The sequence below is a fragment of the Nonomuraea cypriaca genome (assembly GCF_015645445.1).
Taxonomy (GTDB): domain Bacteria; phylum Actinomycetota; class Actinomycetes; order Streptosporangiales; family Streptosporangiaceae; genus Nonomuraea; species Nonomuraea cypriaca.
In genome coordinates, this window is record NZ_JADOGI010000070.1 from 1 (window position 1) to 17,474 (window position 17,474).

At 71.6% G+C, this 17,474-nt stretch carries 14 protein-coding genes; 7 read left to right on the plus strand and 7 right to left on the minus strand.

What is annotated here, in order from left to right; translation table 11 throughout:
* Window positions 1-150 precede the first annotated feature (150 nt).
* Both ITP53_RS23195 and ITP53_RS23200 read left to right on the plus strand, forming a co-directional pair.
* Window positions 151-1,665, plus strand: a complete 1,515-nt coding sequence (locus ITP53_RS23195; protein ID WP_328815472.1) for an MFS transporter — start codon at window positions 151-153, stop codon at window positions 1,663-1,665.
* 170 nt (window positions 1,666-1,835) lie between these two features.
* Window positions 1,836-2,765 (plus strand): aldo/keto reductase, encoded by a 930-nt coding sequence (locus tag ITP53_RS23200; protein WP_195897532.1) that lies wholly within the window; start codon window positions 1,836-1,838, stop codon window positions 2,763-2,765.
* 61 nt (window positions 2,766-2,826) lie between these two features.
* Here the strand turns inward: ITP53_RS23200 and polX are convergent, their stop codons facing one another.
* The 3 genes from polX to ITP53_RS23215 are packed head-to-tail and all read right to left on the minus strand — an operon-like array spanning window position 2,827 to window position 6,594.
* A complete protein-coding gene (gene polX, locus ITP53_RS23205) occupies window positions 2,827-4,506 on the minus strand; it encodes a DNA polymerase/3'-5' exonuclease PolX (protein WP_195897533.1) in 1,680 nt (559 codons plus the stop codon).
* Between the two features lie 38 nt (window positions 4,507-4,544).
* On the minus strand, window positions 4,545-5,513 hold the full coding sequence (locus tag ITP53_RS23210; RefSeq protein ID WP_195897534.1) for an aldo/keto reductase: 969 nt from the start codon (window positions 5,511-5,513) through the stop codon (window positions 4,545-4,547).
* A 43-nt stretch (window positions 5,514-5,556) separates the two neighbouring features.
* Window positions 5,557-6,594, minus strand: a complete 1,038-nt coding sequence (locus ITP53_RS23215) for a zinc-dependent alcohol dehydrogenase family protein (protein ID WP_195897535.1) — start codon at window positions 6,592-6,594, stop codon at window positions 5,557-5,559.
* Between the two features lie 244 nt (window positions 6,595-6,838).
* Between ITP53_RS23215 and ITP53_RS23220 the strand changes: the two genes are divergently transcribed.
* The 5 genes from ITP53_RS23220 to ITP53_RS23240 all read left to right on the plus strand — a co-directional run bounded on the left by ITP53_RS23220 (window position 6,839) and on the right by ITP53_RS23240 (window position 13,101).
* A complete protein-coding gene (locus ITP53_RS23220; RefSeq protein WP_195897536.1) occupies window positions 6,839-8,236 on the plus strand; it encodes a glutamate--cysteine ligase family protein in 1,398 nt (465 codons plus the stop codon).
* A 93-nt stretch (window positions 8,237-8,329) separates the two neighbouring features.
* Window positions 8,330-9,349 (plus strand): hypothetical protein, encoded by a 1,020-nt coding sequence (locus ITP53_RS23225; RefSeq protein ID WP_195897537.1) that lies wholly within the window; start codon window positions 8,330-8,332, stop codon window positions 9,347-9,349.
* Between the two features lie 111 nt (window positions 9,350-9,460).
* Complete coding sequence (locus ITP53_RS23230; protein ID WP_195897538.1) at window positions 9,461-11,113, plus strand: acyl-CoA dehydrogenase family protein; 1,653 nt, start codon at window positions 9,461-9,463, stop codon at window positions 11,111-11,113.
* Window positions 11,114-11,130: 17 nt separating this feature from the next.
* Window positions 11,131-11,874 carry a crotonase/enoyl-CoA hydratase family protein gene (locus ITP53_RS23235; protein ID WP_195897539.1) on the plus strand — a complete coding sequence of 248 codons (744 nt, stop codon included), beginning with the start codon at window positions 11,131-11,133 and terminating at the stop codon, window positions 11,872-11,874.
* Window positions 11,875-11,904: 30 nt separating this feature from the next.
* Entirely contained in the window at window positions 11,905-13,101 is a 1,197-nt protein-coding gene (locus ITP53_RS23240) for a DNA polymerase domain-containing protein (RefSeq protein WP_195897540.1), read from the plus strand.
* Window positions 13,102-13,263: 162 nt separating this feature from the next.
* Here the strand turns inward: ITP53_RS23240 and ITP53_RS23245 are convergent, their stop codons facing one another.
* Genes ITP53_RS23245 through ITP53_RS23260 form a run of 4 tightly spaced genes read right to left on the minus strand, consistent with a single transcriptional unit; the run spans window position 13,264 to window position 17,471 of the window.
* The gene (locus ITP53_RS23245; RefSeq protein WP_195897541.1) at window positions 13,264-14,682 is read right to left on the minus strand and encodes an NAD(P)/FAD-dependent oxidoreductase; all 1,419 of its coding nucleotides are present in this window, start codon (window positions 14,680-14,682) and stop codon (window positions 13,264-13,266) included.
* Window positions 14,679-15,821 carry an ABC transporter ATP-binding protein gene (locus ITP53_RS23250; protein ID WP_195897542.1) on the minus strand — a complete coding sequence of 381 codons (1,143 nt, stop codon included), beginning with the start codon at window positions 15,819-15,821 and terminating at the stop codon, window positions 14,679-14,681. The genes ITP53_RS23245 and ITP53_RS23250 overlap by 4 nt, the downstream gene beginning before the upstream one ends.
* Window positions 15,808-16,602: an ABC transporter permease gene (locus ITP53_RS23255; protein WP_195897543.1), complete on the minus strand. Its 795-nt coding sequence runs from the start codon at window positions 16,600-16,602 to the stop codon at window positions 15,808-15,810. Before ITP53_RS23255 ends, ITP53_RS23250 begins: the two co-directional genes overlap by 14 nt.
* Window positions 16,599-17,471 carry an ABC transporter permease gene (locus tag ITP53_RS23260; protein ID WP_207756323.1) on the minus strand — a complete coding sequence of 291 codons (873 nt, stop codon included), beginning with the start codon at window positions 17,469-17,471 and terminating at the stop codon, window positions 16,599-16,601. The genes ITP53_RS23255 and ITP53_RS23260 overlap by 4 nt, the downstream gene beginning before the upstream one ends.
* Window positions 17,472-17,474: the final 3 nt, after the last annotated feature.

A 17,474-nucleotide genomic window follows, 5' to 3' on the forward strand; every position in this document is an offset into this window, starting at 1 on the left:
CCACGACGGCCACCGTCACCTCTCCACTCGCCGCCCCAGCCGGGGGGACCTCATGACCACCCCTCATGACGGCCACCGTCACCTCTCCGTCCGACGCCCCGCCCTGCGGGATCTCATGACCGCCGCCGACTGTCCGCCCCGGAGGATCGCGTGACCACCGCCGCCTCGCCCCCTGTTTCGTCGAGGCGGCGCTGGGCCGGGCTGGTCGTGTTGTCGGCCAGTGTGCTGCTCGTCGTCATGGACATGACCGTGCTCAACGTCGCGCTGCCTGCCATGTCCGAGGACCTGCGGCCGGACTCGATCGAGCTGCTGTGGATGGTGGACGCGTACGCGCTGGTGTTGTCCGGGCTGCTGGTCACGGTGAGTGCGCTGGGCGACCGGTGGGGGCGCAAGCGGATGCTGCTGACGGGGTTCGCGGTGTTCGGGCTGGCCTCGCTGGCGGTGCTCGCGACCGACAGCCCGCTGGAGGTCATCGCCGTACGCGCGCTGCTCGGGGTGGGCGGCGCGATGATCATGCCGTCCACGCTCTCCATGATCCGCAACCTCTTCACCGACCCTGCAGAACGCGCCAGGGCGCTGGGCGTCTGGTCGGCGATGGCCGCGGTGGGCGCCGCGCTGGGGCCGATCCTGGCCGGGTTCCTCCTGGGGCACTTCAGCTGGCACGCGGCGTTCCTGGTGAACGTGCCCGTCATGGCCACGGCCATCGCGGCCGGGGTGTTCCTGCTGCCCGAGTCCAGAAACCCGGCGCCCGGCCGCTGGGACGCGCTCGCCACGGTGCTGTCGATGGCGGGCATGGTGGCGCTGGTCTTCGCGGTCAAGACCTTCGGCAAGTACGGCCTCACCGCGCCGAGCGCCCTGACGGCGGCCGTGGTGGCGGTGGTGGCGCTGGGCTGGTTCGCGGCGCGGTGCCTGCGCCGGCCTGATCCGCTGCTGGAGCTCCGGCTGTTCCGCGGCGGGCCGTTCTCCGCCGGGGTGGTGACGGCGCTGACCACGTCGATCGCGATGGCCGCGGTGCTGCTGCTGCTCGCGCAGTGGATGCAACTCGTGCAGGGGTACTCGCCGCTGGAGACCGGGGTGCGCCTGCTGCCCGCCGCGCTGGCCGCTCTCGTCGCCTCACCGCTGGCCCCCGCGCTGGCCGAGCGGGTCGGCGCCCGTACGGTGCTGGCCGGCGGGCTGGCCGTGACCGGCCTGGGATTCCTGCCGCTGTTCTTAGCGCCCGCGCCGCTCGGCTACTGGCCGGTCGCGGGCGCCCTGATGCTGATCGGCATCGGGAACGGCTCCCTCGCCGTCGCCTCCGCCGTCATCATGTCCGGCACGCCCGCCGCGAAGTCCGGCAGCGCGGCGGCCATCGAGGAGACCAGCTACGAGGTGGGCGGAGCACTCGGCGTCGCCGTCCTGGGCAGCGTCGCGGCGGCCGTCTACCGGGCGGAGGTGGCGTACGACGGGCCGGCCGCCGGTGTGGTGCGCGAGTCGCTGGGCGGCGCGATCGACGTGACCAGGGAACTGGGGGCGCCGGGCGGGGCGGTGGCCGACCAGGCGCGGGCCGCCTTCACCGACTCGCTGGTCCTGACGAGCGCGGCGGGAGCGGCGCTGATGCTGGCGGGCGCGCTGGCGGTATGGCTGCTCACCCCCCGCACCCTGGACCTGTCACCGACCCACCACTGAGAAGCCCTCCGAGACCTGCCGCCCACTCACCACCACTGGGCAGCCCTCTGCGGACTCGCCGCCACTCACCACCACCGGGGAGCCCTCTGTGGACCTGTCGTCCGCTCTCCACCACTGATTGCCTGGGGTCCCCGTCGGGTCGCGGGATCGCCGGTGCCCATAATGGCCGGATGAGATCAATAGGCAGTACGGACCTGACCGTTTTCCCGATTTCGCTCGGTGCGAATGTCTTCGGGTGGACCGCGGACAAGGAGACGTCGTTCGCGGTCCTGGACGCGTACGTCGAGGCCGGCGGCAACTTCATCGACACGGCTGACTCCTACCCGTACTGGGCGACCGGCGAGTCCACCTCCGAAATGATCATCGGTGAGTGGATGGCCGACCGCCGCAACCGCGACTCCATCGTGCTCGGCACCAAGGTCGGCATGCTGGAAGGGCGGAAGGGGCTGGCTCCCGCAACCATCCGCACGGCGGTCGAGGACTCGCTGCGGCGGCTTCGTACCGACCACATCGACCTCTACTGGGCTCATGTCGACGATCAGGACACTCCGCTGGTGGAGTCCCTGGCCGCGTTCGACGAGCTGGTGCGCGAGGGCAAGGTCAGGTACGTCGGCGCGTCCAACTACAGCGCCGCCCGGCTGACGGAGGCGCTCAAGATCTCCGACGACGAGGGGCTGGTCCGGTATGTGGCCCTGCAGTCGCCGTACAACCTGGTCCAACGCGACTACGAGGGCGAGCTGCGCGACGTGGTCGCCAGGGAGGGGCTGGGCAGCACCCCCTACGTCGCCCTGGCCCGCGGCTTCCTGACCGGCAAGTACGCCCCCGGCGTGACGGTCGACAGCCCGCGAGCCGGCCGGGCGTCCGAGTTTCTTGCGACCGAGCACGGCCCCCGGACCCTGGAGGCGCTGACCAAGGTGGCGGCCGACAAGGAGGTCACCCCTGCCACGGTGGCCGTTGCCTGGGTCGCCGCCCAGCCCACCATCACCGCCCCGCTCTCCAGCGCCCGCGACCTCGGCCAGCTCCAGCCCCTGCTGGCCGCCGCCACCCTGACCCTCACCACGGACGAACTGACCTTCCTGGACGAAGCCTCCCGCCCCTGACCACGGACGAACCGGCCCTCCTGGAGGAAGCCTCTGACGACCGGGTCGCGCCGGGCCGCCGTCAGCGGCCCAGGAAGGCCAGCAGCCGGTCGAGCGGCCAGGTGTTGATCACGTCGTCCGTGGTCAGCCAGGCCCGTTGCGCGATCCCCACCCCGAACCGCTGGTTGCCCAGGTGGGGAATGGCGTGCGAGTCGCTGTCGATCGAGAACTTCACCCCGTGGTGCTTGGCCAGCCGCACCAGGTCGGACGGCAGGTCGGAGCGGTCGGGGAAGGAGTCGATCTCCATGGCGGTGCCCGTCCGTGCGGCCACCCGGAAGATCGCGTCCCAGTCCGCGTCCACGCCGGGGCGCTTGCCGATCTTGCGGGTGGTGGGGTGGCCGATGATGTCGACGTAGGGGTTTTCGCAGGCGGCGATGAAGCGGCGGGTCATCTCCTCCCGCGACATCCCGAAGTGCGAGTGCACCGAGGCCACGCACACGTCGAACTCGCGCAGGATCTCCCCTGGCCAGTCCACCGAGCCGTCGGGGGCGATGTTGAGTTCGGTGCCGTGCAGCAGGCGCATGCCGGGATGGTCGAGTTGCAGCTTGGCCACCTGGGCCCGCTGCTCCAGCGCCTTGTCCAGGGTCATCCGCTGCATCGCCAGGTCGGGCGCGTGGTCGGTGACCGCGTAGTAGGAGTAGCCGCGCGCGTGGCCGGCCGCCACCATGTCGGCCAGCGGGGCGATGCCGTCGGTCAGGTCGGTGTGGGTGTGCAGGTCGCCCTTGAGGTCGGCCAGGCCGACGAGCACCGGCAGCTCGCCCCGCAGCGCCGCCTTGACCTCCCCGCCGTCCTCGCGCATCGGCGGCGGCACGAACTGCATGCCGAGGGCTGCGTAGATGTCCTCCTCCGACTCGGCGGCGATCACCCGCTCGCCCTCGAACAGCCCGTATTCGGACAGTTTCCAGCCCTTCTTCACCGCCATCTCCCTGATGGTGACGTTGTGCTCCTTGGAGCCGGTGAAGTATTGCATCGCCGCGCCCCACGACCCGGTCGGCACCACGCGCAGGTCGACCTGGATGCCGGACGTGGTGCGGATCGAGGTCTTCTTGTCGCCGGTCGCGATGACCTCGGTGACGTAGGGCTGGGCGCGGAAGTCGTCCATGATGGACTCGGGCGCGACCGCCAGGATGTCGATGTCGCCGATCGTGTCCTTCATCCGCCGCAGCGACCCCGCGTACGCGATCCGCTCGGCCCGCAGCGACCCCATCACCTGCTCGGCCAGGGACATGGCGACGCCGATGTGGACCCGGCGGCCTGACGACTCGAGCTGCTCGATGCCCTTGAGCAGGTTGGCCAGAGTCTTGGGGCCGAGGCCCTTGACGCCGTCGAGCCGCCCGCCGGCGATCGCCTCGCCCAGCGCCGCCGGGGAGTCGACGCCGAAGTCCTCGAACAGCATGATCGCCGTCTTGGGGCCGAGCGACGGCACCCGCGTCAGCCTGCGCACGCCCTCGGGGACCCGCCCTCGCAGGTCGTCGAGCTGCCGGAAGCTCCCACGCGTCAGGAACTCCTCCATCTTCTTGGCGATGGCCTCGCCGACTCCGGGGACGCCGCGCACGTCCACGACCGAGATGTCCTCGGGGAACCCCGCGATCGCCTTGGCGGCCTTCTGGTAGCTCCGCACCCGGAAGGCGTCGCCGCCGCACAACGCGAACAGCTCCGCGTATTCCTGCAGCGCCGACGCCGCTTCCTCGTTTGCCCGCATCCCCATACTTTAAGAGGTCGCCCCGACAATCCCGAGCGTCAGAAACGCACCTGGCGCGGCAGATACGGATCCCCGAGGAACGCGAGCTCCTCCGCCGACAGCGACACGGAGACGGCGGCCACCGCGTCGTCCACGTGCGCGTCCTTGGTCGCCCCGACGATCGGCGCGGTGACGCCCGGCTGGTGGAGCAGCCAGGCCAGCGCGATCTGCGCGCCGGGCAGGCCGCGCTCCCCGGCCAGCCGCGCCACCCGGTCGAGGATCAGCTTGTCGTTCTCCGGGTCGTACAGGAAGTCGATGCGCTCGTCGGAGCCCGTCCTGGCGGTCGTGGCCGCCGCGCCGGCCCTGGCCAGCACGCCGCGCGCCAGCGGGCTCCACGGGATCACGCCCACGCCCTGGTCGGCGCAGAGCGGGAGCATCTCGCGCTCCTCCTCCCTGAAGAGCAGGTTGTAGTGGTTCTGCATGGAGACGAACTTCGTCCACCCGTTGGACTCGGCCACGTGCTGCGCCTTGGCGAACTGCCACGCCCACATGCTGGACGCGCCGATGTAGCGGGCCTTGCCCGCCTTGACGACGTCGTGCAGCGCCTCCATCGTCTCCTCGATGGGCGTCTCGTCGTCCCACCGGTGGATCTGGTAGAGGTCCACGTGGTCGGTGCCGAGCCGGGAGAGCGAGGCGTCCACGGCGGCGAGGATGTGCTTGCGTGACAGGCCGCCGGCGTTGGCGCCCTTGCCCATCGGGAAGTAGACCTTCGTGGCCAGCACGTAGTCCTCGCGCCGCGGGAAGATCGCGCGCAGCAGGTTGCCTGTCACGACCTCGCTCTCGCCCCGGCTGTAGGTGTCGGCCGTGTCGAAGAACGTCACGCCGGCGTCGGCCGCCCGGCGCACGATCGGCTCGGCGTGGTCCTGCGGCAGCGCCCACTCCTGCCTGGCCGGATCGCCGTAGCTCATCATGCCGAGGCAAACCCGGGAGACCTTCAAGCCTGTCGTGCCAAGTCGCGTGTATTCCATGGCACCCACCATAGGAGGACCGCGAACGGGGCAATCGCTGAGTTCAGACCTTCAGAGCCGGCGCGATCATGGTCACGCCGGGCACCGAGCCGATCGACGCCAGCGCCTTGCCCGCGTCGGCGAGCCCGATCGTGCGGGTGACGAGCTGGTCGGGGTGCAGGACCCCGGCCCTGATCAGCTCCAGCATCGGCGGGTACGCGTGCGCGGCCATCCCGTGGCTGCCCAGCAGCCGCAGCTCGTAGCCGACCACCCGGTCCATCGGCACGGGCGTCGGCCCGCCGGGCAGCAGCCCCACCTGGACGTGACGCCCCCTGCGGCGCAGGCTCTCGATCGAGGCGGCGCATGTGCCTGGGCTGCCCAGCGCGTCGACGGACACGTGCGCGCCGCCCCTCGTCAGCTCCCTGACCTGGGCCGCCGCGTCACCGGCCGAACCGTTGACGAAGTGCGTGGCGCCGGCCACCTCGGCCAGGTGCAGCGCATCGGCGCTGATGTCCACGGCCACCACGCGGGCCCCGGCCGCCGTCGCGATCATCACGGCGGACAGGCCCACGCCGCCGCACCCGTGGACCGCCACCCACTCGCCCGGGCGCGCCTCGCCCACCTGCGCCACGGCGCGGAACGCGGTGGCGAAGCGGCAGCCGAGCCCGGCCGCCGTGGCGTAGGCCATGTCCTCGGGGATCGCGATCAGGTTGACGTCGGCGTGGTCGATGGCGACGTACTCGGCGAAGGAGCCCCAGTGGCTGAAGCCTGGCTGCGTCTGCCGCTCGCAGATCTGCTGCTGGCCGGCGGCGCAGGCCGCGCATGAGCCGCAGGCGCAGACGAACGGCACGGTCACCCGCGCTCCAGGCCGCCAGCCGCGCACGTCGGGGCCGACCGCCTCGACCACGCCGGCCAGCTCGTGGCCTGGCACGTGGGGCAGGACCTTGATGTCGGGGTCGTGGCCCTGCCAGCCGTGCCAGTCGGAGCGGCAGAGCCCCGTGGCCTCGACCTTGATGACCGCTCCGTGCGGGGCCGGCTCGGGGTCGGGGAGCTCGCGCACGTCCAGCTCGCCACCGAAGATGTCAAACGCTACCGCTCGCATCTCATGAGCTTAGGGTCAATCGCCGCAGCTCGCGCAAGGCCTGGTGCGAGGGTGAACCGGGTTCGGTCGTGTAGAGGACGAGACGGAGGTCGTCGCGGTCGGGGGGCCGCCCGGCCAGGGGGGCGGCGATCGCCGTACGGCTCGCCACGCTCGACGCGGACGGTCCCACCGGGGGCTACCTGGACGACGGCGGCACCCTCCGCTGGTGATGTGTCAAACCCGGTGAAACGGACAGAGGGGGGTGATGGGACGAGATCTGGACAAGGAGCGCTTTACCGAGGCGGAGTACGCCCGCTTCGGTGAGCGCATCCGCGAGCAGCTCGGCGCGCTGCGCGAGCTGCTCGGAACCCCCGGCTTCGGCCAGGGCCCGGCGACGATCGGGGCCGAGCTGGAGCTGTTCCTCATCGACGCGCGGGGGCGTCCGCTGCCGCGCAACAGCCAGGTGCGGGAGACCCTGGACGACCCGCGCGTCGTGCTGGAGCTCGGCCGGTTCAACATCGAGGTGAACCTGACCCCGATACCGCTGGAGGGCAGGCCATTCGAGCTGCTGAGCGCCGAGGTCCAGGAGACGATGACCAAGGTGGACGGCGCGGTCGAAGGCGGCGGCGCGCTGCCCATCGGCATCCTGCCGACCCTCGACGCCGACGACTTCACGCTGGGCGCCATGAGTGACGAGAACCGCTACCGGGCGATGAGCAGGGGCATCAGGCGGCTGCGGCTGGAACCGTTCCTGGTCAAGATCGGCGACCTGGAGCTGTCGGTGGAGGACGTGATACTGGAGAGCGCCAACACCTCCTGGCAGGTGCACGTCCGCACGCCGCCCGAGCGGTTCGCCCGGCTGTTCAACGCGGCCCAGCTGGCCATCGGGCCGGTGCTGGCCGCGTGCGGCAACTCGCCGTTCTTCCTGGGCCGCGACCTGTGGGAGGAGACGCGGATCGCGCTGATGGAGGAGGCCGTCGACGACCGTGACGTGGAGCGCCGCTACCGCAGGGACGGGCGGGTCACGTTCGGCTCGGACTGGGTGCGCGAAGGGGCGTACGAGCTGTTCGAGCGGTACGTACGCGACTACGACCCGGTCGTGCCCGACCTCACCGACGACGCCGGGCCGCGGGACGTGCCCGAGCTGCGGCTGCACCAGGGCACCATCTGGCAGTGGAACCGGCCCGTCTACGACCCGGCGGAAGGCGGTCACCTGCGGATCGAGATGCGCGCGCTGCCCGCGGGGCCCACGTGCGCGGACATGGCGGCGAACACGGCGTTCCTGCTCGGGCTGACGTTGTCGCAGGCGGAGCGGGATCTGACCGGCTACCGGTTCGCGCAGGCGTACCAGAACTTCTACCGCGCGGCCATGGACGGGCTGGACGCGAAGCTCTCATGGCCGGGCAGGGACGGCGAGTTCGAGGCCGCGGACCTGGTGCTCTCCCTGCTGCCCGAGGCGAGGGAAGGGCTGCTCGGCGCGGGGGTGACGCCCAGCGACGCCGATCGCGCGCTGGGCGTCATGGAGCAGCGGACCAGGCTGCGCCGCACCGGCGCGGTGTGGCAGCGGGAGGCGCTGGCGCGCTTCGGCGGCGACCGGGAGCGGCTCGTGCGGCGCTACCGCGAGCTGGCCCTTTCCGGGCTGCCCGTGCATTTGTGGAAGTGACCCGTGCATTTGTGGAAGTGAAGCGAAACCTCAGCCGCGCCCGTTCCGTCAAACCAGGACAGGGGACGGAAAAGTGAGGGAGATGTGACGGCAATGGGGCTGGTTTCCACGGATAAAGCGCCTTTTGCCTTAGAGCAGGCGACGGGTGATCTCGCCGAAGGAGCGGCCAAGCTGGCGGAGGAGATCGGCAGCACGGCGGTCGAGGCGCTGCTGGCCTCGGCCAACAGGAAGGCGGTGCGCAAGGGCGCGGCGGCCGCGCTCGGCTCGATGGAGCCGAAACCCGCCGAGTGGTACGCCTTCGACGACAAGGACCAGGACACCGCCGACTGGTATCCCCAGGGCCTGACCTGCGGCGAGGAATCCGGCTCGATCGGCGTGCCGGTGTTCCTGGTGAGCTGGTACTTCAAGCCGGAGGCGGGCGAGCGGGGGATCAGGGTGTCCTTCCTGAGCCCGCAAACCCTGAAATATCAGCACGCGCTGCTGGTCGCGGCGAAACCCGATGGTTCGTACGGACCGATCGACATCCACGCGGGCGGCATCGCCTGCCACGGCGACCTGCTCTACGTCGCCGACACCGTCAGGGGCCTGCGCGTCTTCGACCTGAACAACCTGCTCGACCTGCGCACCGCCCAGGACGACCTGGGCGACCCCGAGCGCGTCGGGCGGCACGGGAACAAGTTCCACGCGTTCGGTTACCGCTACGTGATCCCGCAGACCGATCTCTGGCGGGTCGTGACGGCGGGGCCGCGGTTCTCGTTCGCCTCGGTCGACCACAGCGGCGACACACCGCTGCTGATCACGGGCGAGTTCAAGGACAGCGACCCGGACGGCTGGGTGGGGCGCTGGGAGCTGGACATGTCGGGCGGCGAGCCCGCGGACGCCTTCGTGATGGGGCACCCCAAGATCCAGGGGGCGCTCTCGTGGGACGACACGTGGTACCTCAGCCAGTCGGCCGGTTCGAGCGCCAAGGGCAAGCTGCTGGTCCACGCCGGAGAGGAGGCCCGGACGCGGCAGTTCCCGATCGGGCCGGAGGACCTGACGGTCCAGGACGGCAAACTGTGGAGCGTCACCGAGTTCCGCGACAAGCGCGTGGTCTTCGGGGTCCCTCTGTGAGGCGCCGGAACGACGGTCTTTGAGGCGCGGGAGCTTCGGCGCCCGGGCGCGGAAGCTTCGGCACCTGATGCGTGGGAGCGGACCCGTGCCGGGTGTGTAACACTCGCCGGTATGGGCCGGTATCTCATCGAACCGTTCGACGGCAGCGACCGTTACGCCACCGAGCGCTACCAGGGCGCGGCCGGGCGCAACTGGTGGCGTTGCGATCCCACGTTGCGGCTGCTCATGCGGCGGCACCTCGGAGACGGCCTCGCCTGGGCGGAGCCGCACCTCGACCGGCTCGGCGCGCTGATGGGCGGGCTGGTGGCCGAGTGCGCCGAGGAGACCGACCGCAACCCGCCTCGGCTGGAGAAGTACGACAAATGGGGTAGGGACGTCAGCGAGGTCGTCATGCCTCCGTCGTTCCACACCGCCCGGCAGGCTCTCATGGAGGACAACTTCACGTCTCCGGCGTTCGCGGAGGAGGCCCGCGCGCACGGGGCGAATCCGGACGCGCTCGCCGCGGCGTGGACGTACCTGCTCGACCAAGCCGACATCGGGATGGGCTGCGCGCTCGGCACGGGCGGCGACATGGTGGTGTCCCTGGCCGAGAAGCACGCGCCCCCGGACGTACGCGAACGGGTGCGGGAGATCTTCGCGGGCGGCTTCTACTCCGGCGAGGCCGCCCAGATGTTCACCGAGCGGACCGGCGGGTCGGACCTCGCGGCGCTAGAGGCCGAGGCGGTGCCCGACGGCGAGTCGTGGCTGCTGTCCGGGCTCAAGTGGTTCGCCTCCAATGCGAACGGGTCCGCGTTCGTGGTGCTGGCCCGGTTGCCCGGCGGTTCCGTGGCGCCGTTCCTGGTGTTGTGGGAGCGGCGGGACGGCACCCGCAACGGGGTGCGGATCAGGCGGCTCAAGGACAAACTCGGCACCAGGTCCGTCGCGTCGGCCGAGGTCGAGTTCGCGGACGCGGAGGCGTTTCTACTCGCGGGTGAGGGCTCCGGGTCGGGGCTCGGGACGATGATGAAGCTCACCAACGCCTCCAGGCTGGGCGTCGCCATGATGGGCGTCGGCGTGGCCAGGCGGGCGCTGGTCGAGGCGATCTGCTACGCCGGGGCGCGGGAGGCGTTCGGCAGGACCCTCATCGAGCAGCCGCTGATGCGGCGCAAGCTGAGCGAGCTGATCGTCGAGGTCGAGGCCGCTCAGGCGATGGTGTTCGACGGGCTCGTGGGGCCGCGGCTGCGGCTCGCGCCCGCCCTGGTCAAGCTGCGCGCGGCCCGGCTCGGCGTGACGGCGGCCAGTGACGCCGTCGAGGTGCACGGCGGCAACGGCTACATCGAGCAGTGGCCGGTGGCGAGGCTCCTGCGCGACGCCCAGGTCAACCCCATCTGGGAGGGCGGCGACAACATCCTCTGCCTGGACGTGCGGCGCGCCGTCGTGAAGGAGCAGGCCCACCTGCCCTTCCTGGAACGCCTGCGCTCCCTGGCCACCTCTGACCTGGTGCGGGCCGGCGTCGACGACCTGTCCAAGGCCGTCTCGGCGTGGTCCGCGCTGGACCCGGAGGTGGCGGAGCAGCGGCTGTACCCGCTGGCGCAGTTCATGGCCGACGTGTACGCCGCCGCCCTGCTGGAGGAGCAGGCCACCTGGGGACTCGACGACGGCCGCAAGGCGCTCGTCGCCCGCCTCTACGCCGAGGCGCACCTGGCAGAACGCGGCCCGCTGCGCGGCATCGACGCCCCCGCCGACGACCACTTCGACACGCTGCTGGCCGGCACCCTGACCTGAGCTCACCGGAGGTTCGCATGACCGTACGTGTGGAGCGCGAAGGACCCGTCACCACCGTGGTGATCAGCAGGCCCGCGGCGCGCAACGCCGTCGATCGCAAGACCGCCGACGCGCTGACGGACGCGTTCCGTGACTTCGAGGGCTCGGACAGCGCCGTCGCGGTGCTGTGGGGCGAGGGCGGCACGTTCTGCGCGGGCGCCGACCTCAAGGCGCTCGACAATCACATCGGCGAGGAGGGGGACGGGCCGATGGGGCCGACCCGGCTGCGCCTGACCAAGCCGGTCATCGCCGCCGTCGCCGGCCACGCCGTCGCGGGCGGGCTGGAGCTCGCCCTCTGGTGCGACCTGCGAGTGGCCGAGGAGGGCGCGGTGTTCGGGGTGTTCTGCCGGCGGTGGGGCGTGCCGCTAATCGACGGCGGCACCGTACGGCTGCCCAGGCTCATCGGCTCCTCGCGGGCCATGGACATGATCCTCACCGGCCGGCCTGTCGAGGGGCGGGAGGCGTACGAGTGGGGGCTGGCCAACCGGCTCGTCCCCACCGGAACCGCGCGGCGGCACGCCGAGTCGCTGGCACGGGAGATCGCCGGGTTCCCGCAGGCGTGCCTGCGCGGTGACCGGCTGTCGATGCTGGAGCAGGACGGGCTGGATGAGGCCGAGGCGATGCGCAACGAGCTGCGCCACGGCCTGGTCTCGCTGCCCGACGCGGTCTCGGGCGCCGCCAGGTTCGCCGCCGGCGCGGGTCGCCACGGCGACTTCGGCTGACTGTCGGTGCCCCCGCGTATCGTGACCTGCATGCCTGACATCGAGGTCGCCGGGCGCGAGGTGCGCGTCACCAGTCCCGGCAAGGTCATCTTCCCGCGGTCCGGGCACACCAAGCTCGACCTGATCCGGTTCTACCAGGCGGTGGGCGAGGGGGCGCTGCGCGGCGTCCACGGGCGGCCGATGGTGCTCAAGCGGTTCGTGCGCGGCATCGAGGAGGAGGCGTTCTTCCAGAAGCGCGCCCCGGCCAAGCGGCCCGGCTGGATCGAGGTGGCCGAGCTGAAATACCGCTCGGGGCTCAGCGCGGAGGAGGTCGTCTGCACCGACCTGGCGCAGTTGCTGTGGGTGGTCAATCTCGGGTGCGTCGACCTCAACCCGCACCCGGTGCGTTCCGACGACCTCGCCCACCCCGACGAGCTGCGCATCGACCTCGACCCGGTGCCGGGCGTCGAGTGGGCCGACGTGCTGCGGACCGCGCAGGTCGCCCGCGAGGTGCTGGCCGACCACGGGCTGGTCGCCTGGCCCAAGACGTCCGGATCGCGCGGGTTCCACGTCTACGCCAGGATCGAGCGGCGCTGGCCGTTCGCGAAGGTGCGCAAGGCGGCCGAGACCGTGGCCCGCGAGGTCGAGCGGCGGGCGCCCGACCTGGCCACCAGCCGGTGGTGGAAGGAGGAGCGCCACGGCGTGTTCGTCGACTTCAACCAGAATGCCTACGACCGCACGGTGGCCTCCGCCTACTCCGTGCGCGCCGTGCGGGACGCCCGCGTGTCCACGCCGCTGACCTGGGAGGAGGTGCCGGGGTGCCGGCCGGAGACGTTCACGATCGAGACCGTGCCCCGGCGGCTGGCCGAGCTCGGCGACCCCTGGGAGGACATGGATCTGCACGCGGGCTCGCTCGACGGGCTGCTGGAGCTGGCCGAGGAGCTCGGGCCCGCGCCCAAGGCGCCCAAGGGCACCGGGCGGCGGCAGCAGACCATGCCGGTGATCGAGATCGCCAAGGCGGAGCACAAGGACGAGGCGATGGCGGGGTTCGAGCGGTGGAAGGCCCGCCATCCGGCGGTCGCGGCCCGGCTGGAGCCCGCCGACGTGCTGGTCGACGGCATGCGGGGCCGCAGCAGCGTGTGGTATCGGGTGAGAGTCAACCTGCAGCACGTGCCGGAGGCGGAGCGGCCCCCGCAGGAGCCGCTCGAAGTCGACTACGACCCCTGGCACGGCGACTCCCCGGCTTGACGCCCGCCGGGCCGGCTCCCCAGTCTGACGCCCGCGAAGTCGGCTCCCCGGCCTGACGCCCGCGGAGCCGGGGAGATCTGGCGCCCGGCGGGCCGGGAAGGCTTGACGCCCGGCGGGTGGAGCGCCCGCCGGGCCGCGGGGGCAGATCCGGTGGCGGCTCGGCTATCGGCCGGAGATCAGGTTTGCCAGGCGGGCGTACGGTGAGGTGGTGGTGCCGTGGTCGTTCTCGCGGCGGTCGGCGGCGCGGAACAGCGCGTAGATGAGCTGCACGCCGGCCCACCGCAACGGCTCAGGCTCCCACTGACGCACCTGGCGGCCCACCCAGGGCAGCGTGGTCAGCTCGGTGTTCCGTCGCAGCACCAGGTCGCGCAGGGTGCGCCCGGCCAGGTTCGTCGTCGTGACGCCGCTGCCCACGTAACCGCCCGCCCAGCCGAGGCCCGTCGTGTGGTCCAGGTGGACCGTCGGGCACCAGTCGCGCGGCACTCCCAGCACACCGCACCACGCATGCTGGATCCGCGCGTCCGCCGCCGCGGGAAACAGCCTGACCAGCATCCGCCACAGCAGCGCCACGGTCTGCCGCTGGGTGGCGCCCCGGACATCCGTACGCGAGCCCAACCGGTAAGGCACCCCTCGCCCCCCGATCGCGATGCGGTCGTCGGCGGTCCGCTGCGCGTAGATGTAGGCGTGCGCCTCGTCCCCGAGCAGTTCGTTGCCCTGCCACCCGATGTGCTTCCACACCTCAGGAGACAGCGGCTCGGTGACGATCATGGAGCTGTTCATCGGCAGCCATTGCCGGTGCTGGCCGGACAGCGAGGCGGTGAAGCCCTCGGTGGCGCGGATGACGTAGTCGGCCGAGACCGCCCCGCGCGGGGTGAGCGCCGCCGGCTGGCCGACGTCCCTGCGCGGGAGGATCGCGGTCACCGGAGTGTCCTCGAAGATGTCCACCCCCAGCCGGGCGACCGCCTCGGCCAGGCCGACGGCCAGCTTGGCGGGCTGGACGCGGGCGCAGTGCGGCGAGTACGTCGCCTCCAGCGTCCCCGCCACCTGCACCCGCTCCCGCTGCTCGTCCCGGTCCAGCAGCCGCAGGTCGTCCTCGCGGTACCCCCAGGTACGCAGGTCCGCCAGCTCCTGGCGCATCCGCCGCCGCTGGGCCGGGTTCGTCGCGACGTGGATGAGCCCGCCCTTGTGCAGGTCCGCGTCGATGGCCTCCTCGCGGGTCACCGCGATGACCTCGTCCACCGAGCGGAACATCGCGTGCTGGAGGTCGATCATCGCCTGCCGCCCACGCGCCTTCGCGTACCTCTCGCGCGACCCGGCGAACTGCGCGGACAGCCATCCGCCGTTGCGCCCGGACGCCCCGAACCCGGCGAACTCCTTCTCCAGGATCGCGATGCGCAGCCCCGGTTCGGCCTGCTTCAGGTAGTACGCGGTCCACAGTCCGGTGTAGCCGCCGCCGACGATGGCCACGTCGTACGAGCGTGGCCCCGGCAGCGCGGGACGCCGTTCAGGCAGGCCGATCTGCCGGTACCAGTAGGAGACCCCGCCGTTGGCGAAGTCCTTGGTCAGGGGGATGTCGTTCACGTGAGCACAACCTCGGCGTCGGGGGAGTCGGGCAGGAGGACGGAGTCGGCGACACGCCACGTGAGCGTGACCTCGTCGCCGCCGTGGGCGTCGCTGAGGCTGCCGGCCTGCTCGCGCACCAGCGCCGCGGAGCCGTCGGGCAGCCTGAGCTCCAGTTTTCTGCTGGAGCCCAGGTAGATCTCCCCGGTGACGGTGGCCGGCAGGGCGTTCCATCCAGGGCCGGGGGAGAAATCCGCCTCCCGCACGGCCAGCCGCTCGGGGCGTACGACGAGCGCTCCGGCTTCCGGTGACGATCCGGCGGCCGGCGCGGGCCCGGTCGAGGGCGGCGTGCCCGGCGCCTGGAGCAGCCGCGCGCACACGCCGATGCCGTCGGGAGTGACGTCGCCGCGCAGGATCGTCGACTCGCCGAGAAAGCGGGCCACGAACAGCGTGGCGGGCCGCTCGTACAGCTCGTCGGCCGGCCCCACCTGCTCGATGCGGCCCTGGTTGAACACGGCGATGCGGTCCGACAGCACGAGCGCCTCGTCCTGGTCGTGCGTGACGTACACGAACGTGGTGCCGAGCTCGCCGTGAATGCGCTTGATCTCGAGCTGGAGCCAGTCGCGCAGCTTCTTGTCCAGGGCGCCCAGGGGCTCGTCCATCAGCAGCGCGCGCGGGCTGTAGACGATGGCCCTGGCCACGGCCACGCGCTGCTGCTGGCCGCCGGACAGCTCGCGCGGGTAGCGGTGGCCGTACTCGCCGAGATGGACGGTGGCCAGCGCCGCCGCGACCAGCTCGGCGCGCCGCGCCTTGGGCACCTTGCGTTGCTTGAGCGGGTACGCGATGTTCTCGGCGACCGTCATGTGCGGGAACAAGGCATAGTGCTGGAAGACCATTCCCATGCCCCGCCTGTGCGCGGGCGTCGCGGCGATGGCCGTCCCGTCCACGGTCAGCTCGCCGGTGGTGGGCTGGTCGAAGCCGGCGATGATGTTCAGCGTGGTCGTCTTGCCCGAGCCGCTCGGCCCGAGCAGCGTGATGAACTCGCCCGGCTTGATCGACAGCGAGACGTCGTCCACGGCGACGAAGTCCCCGTAGCGCTTGGTGAGTCCGGACAGTTCGATGCCGGCGCCGTGGGCGGCGAGATCGTTAGTGGTGGGCACGTGACCTCCTGGCGACGAAGAAGGTGGCGATCAGCACGAGGCTCGTGGTCAACACGATGATCATCGTGGCCGCCGCGGCGATGGTCGGGTCGGTCTCGCGGGTGACGCTCGCGTACATCTTCACCGGCAGGGTCTGCAGGTAGGGGCTCTGGATGAACAGCGAGACGACCACCTCGTCGAAGCTCGTGACGAACGCGAACAGCGCTCCCGCCGCCACGCCAGGCGCGACCAGCGGCAGCGTCACGGTGCGGAACGTGGTCCAGCGCCCCGCGCCCAGGCTCGCCGCCGCGCTCTCCAGCCGCCGGTCGAACCCGCTCAGCGACGCGGTCACCGGGATCATCACGAACGGCAGCGCCAGGACGGTGTGCGCCATGACGAAGCCCATCAGCGTCCCCACGAGCTGCAGCTTCAGGAACACGGCGTAGACCCCGATGGCCAGCACGACGCCCGGCACGATCATCGGGGCCAGCATCGACCCCTGGACCAGCGTGAGCCCGCGCATCCGCGCCCGGGTCAGGCCCAGCGCCGCCGCCGTGCCGAGCGCGGTGGCGACGACCGTGACGAGCACGCCCACCTGGATCGAGGTCCAGAGGGCGGACATCCAGGCGGGGTCGCCGAAGAAGTGCTCGTACCAGCGGGTGGAGTAGCCGTCGGGCGGGAACTTGAGCGACGCCTTCGAGGTGAGGCTGAGCGGCACCACGATCAGCGCGGGAGCCACCAGCCACAGGCCGACCAGCACGCAGAACGCCCACAGCACCCCGCGGCCCACACGCGCGCTCATCCGGTGACCCGCTTTCCCGCGCGGCGCAGCGTGACCGCCAGCAATGCGATCATGGCCAGCGTGAGCCCGAGCAGGACCACCCCCATGGCGCCGCCGCGCCCCCACTTGAGCAGCCCGTTGACCTGCGTGAAGATCTGCTGCGAGAGCAGCGCGTCGGTGGGCGAGCCGAGCAGGGCGGGGGTGACGTAGAACCCGAGCGCGCTGATGAACACGGTCAGGCACCCCGCCGACACCCCGGGGGTGGACAGCGGGACGTACACGGTCGCGAACGCCTTGACCGGGTGCGCTCCCATGCCGCCCGCGGCGGTGAGCAGCCGCCGGTCGATCCCGCTCATCACCGCGTAGAGCGGCAGCACCATGAACGGCATCAGCAGCTGCACCATCCCGATCACGACGCCCGCCTGGGTGCGGATCAGGCTGAACGGCCCCAGCCCGACGGCGCCCAGCACGTCGTTCACCACGCCGGTGTCCTGCAGCAGGATCACCCACGCGAAGGTCCGCACCATCAGGCTGGTCCAGAACGGCACCAGCACCAGGAGCGTCAGCACGGCCTTGGCCCGCGGCCCCGCGATCGTCATGGCGTACGCGTACGGGTACGACAGGAGCAGCGCGATCACCGTCACCCAGAGGGCGGTGGTGAACGTGCGGCCGAGCACCCGCAGGTTCTGGGCCTCACCGAAGAACCAGGTGAAGTTGCCGAGACCGGGCGCCGGGTCGGTGAACGCGCTGATCACCATGGAGACCAGCGGATACAGGAAGAAGACGGCGAGCGCGACCAGCGCCGGCAGCACCAGCAGCGCCGGGCGGCGCTCAGGCGCCTCCCGCCGGCCGGCGGGAGGCGGGGCGACCGCCTGCAGGGTGGAGACCATCGG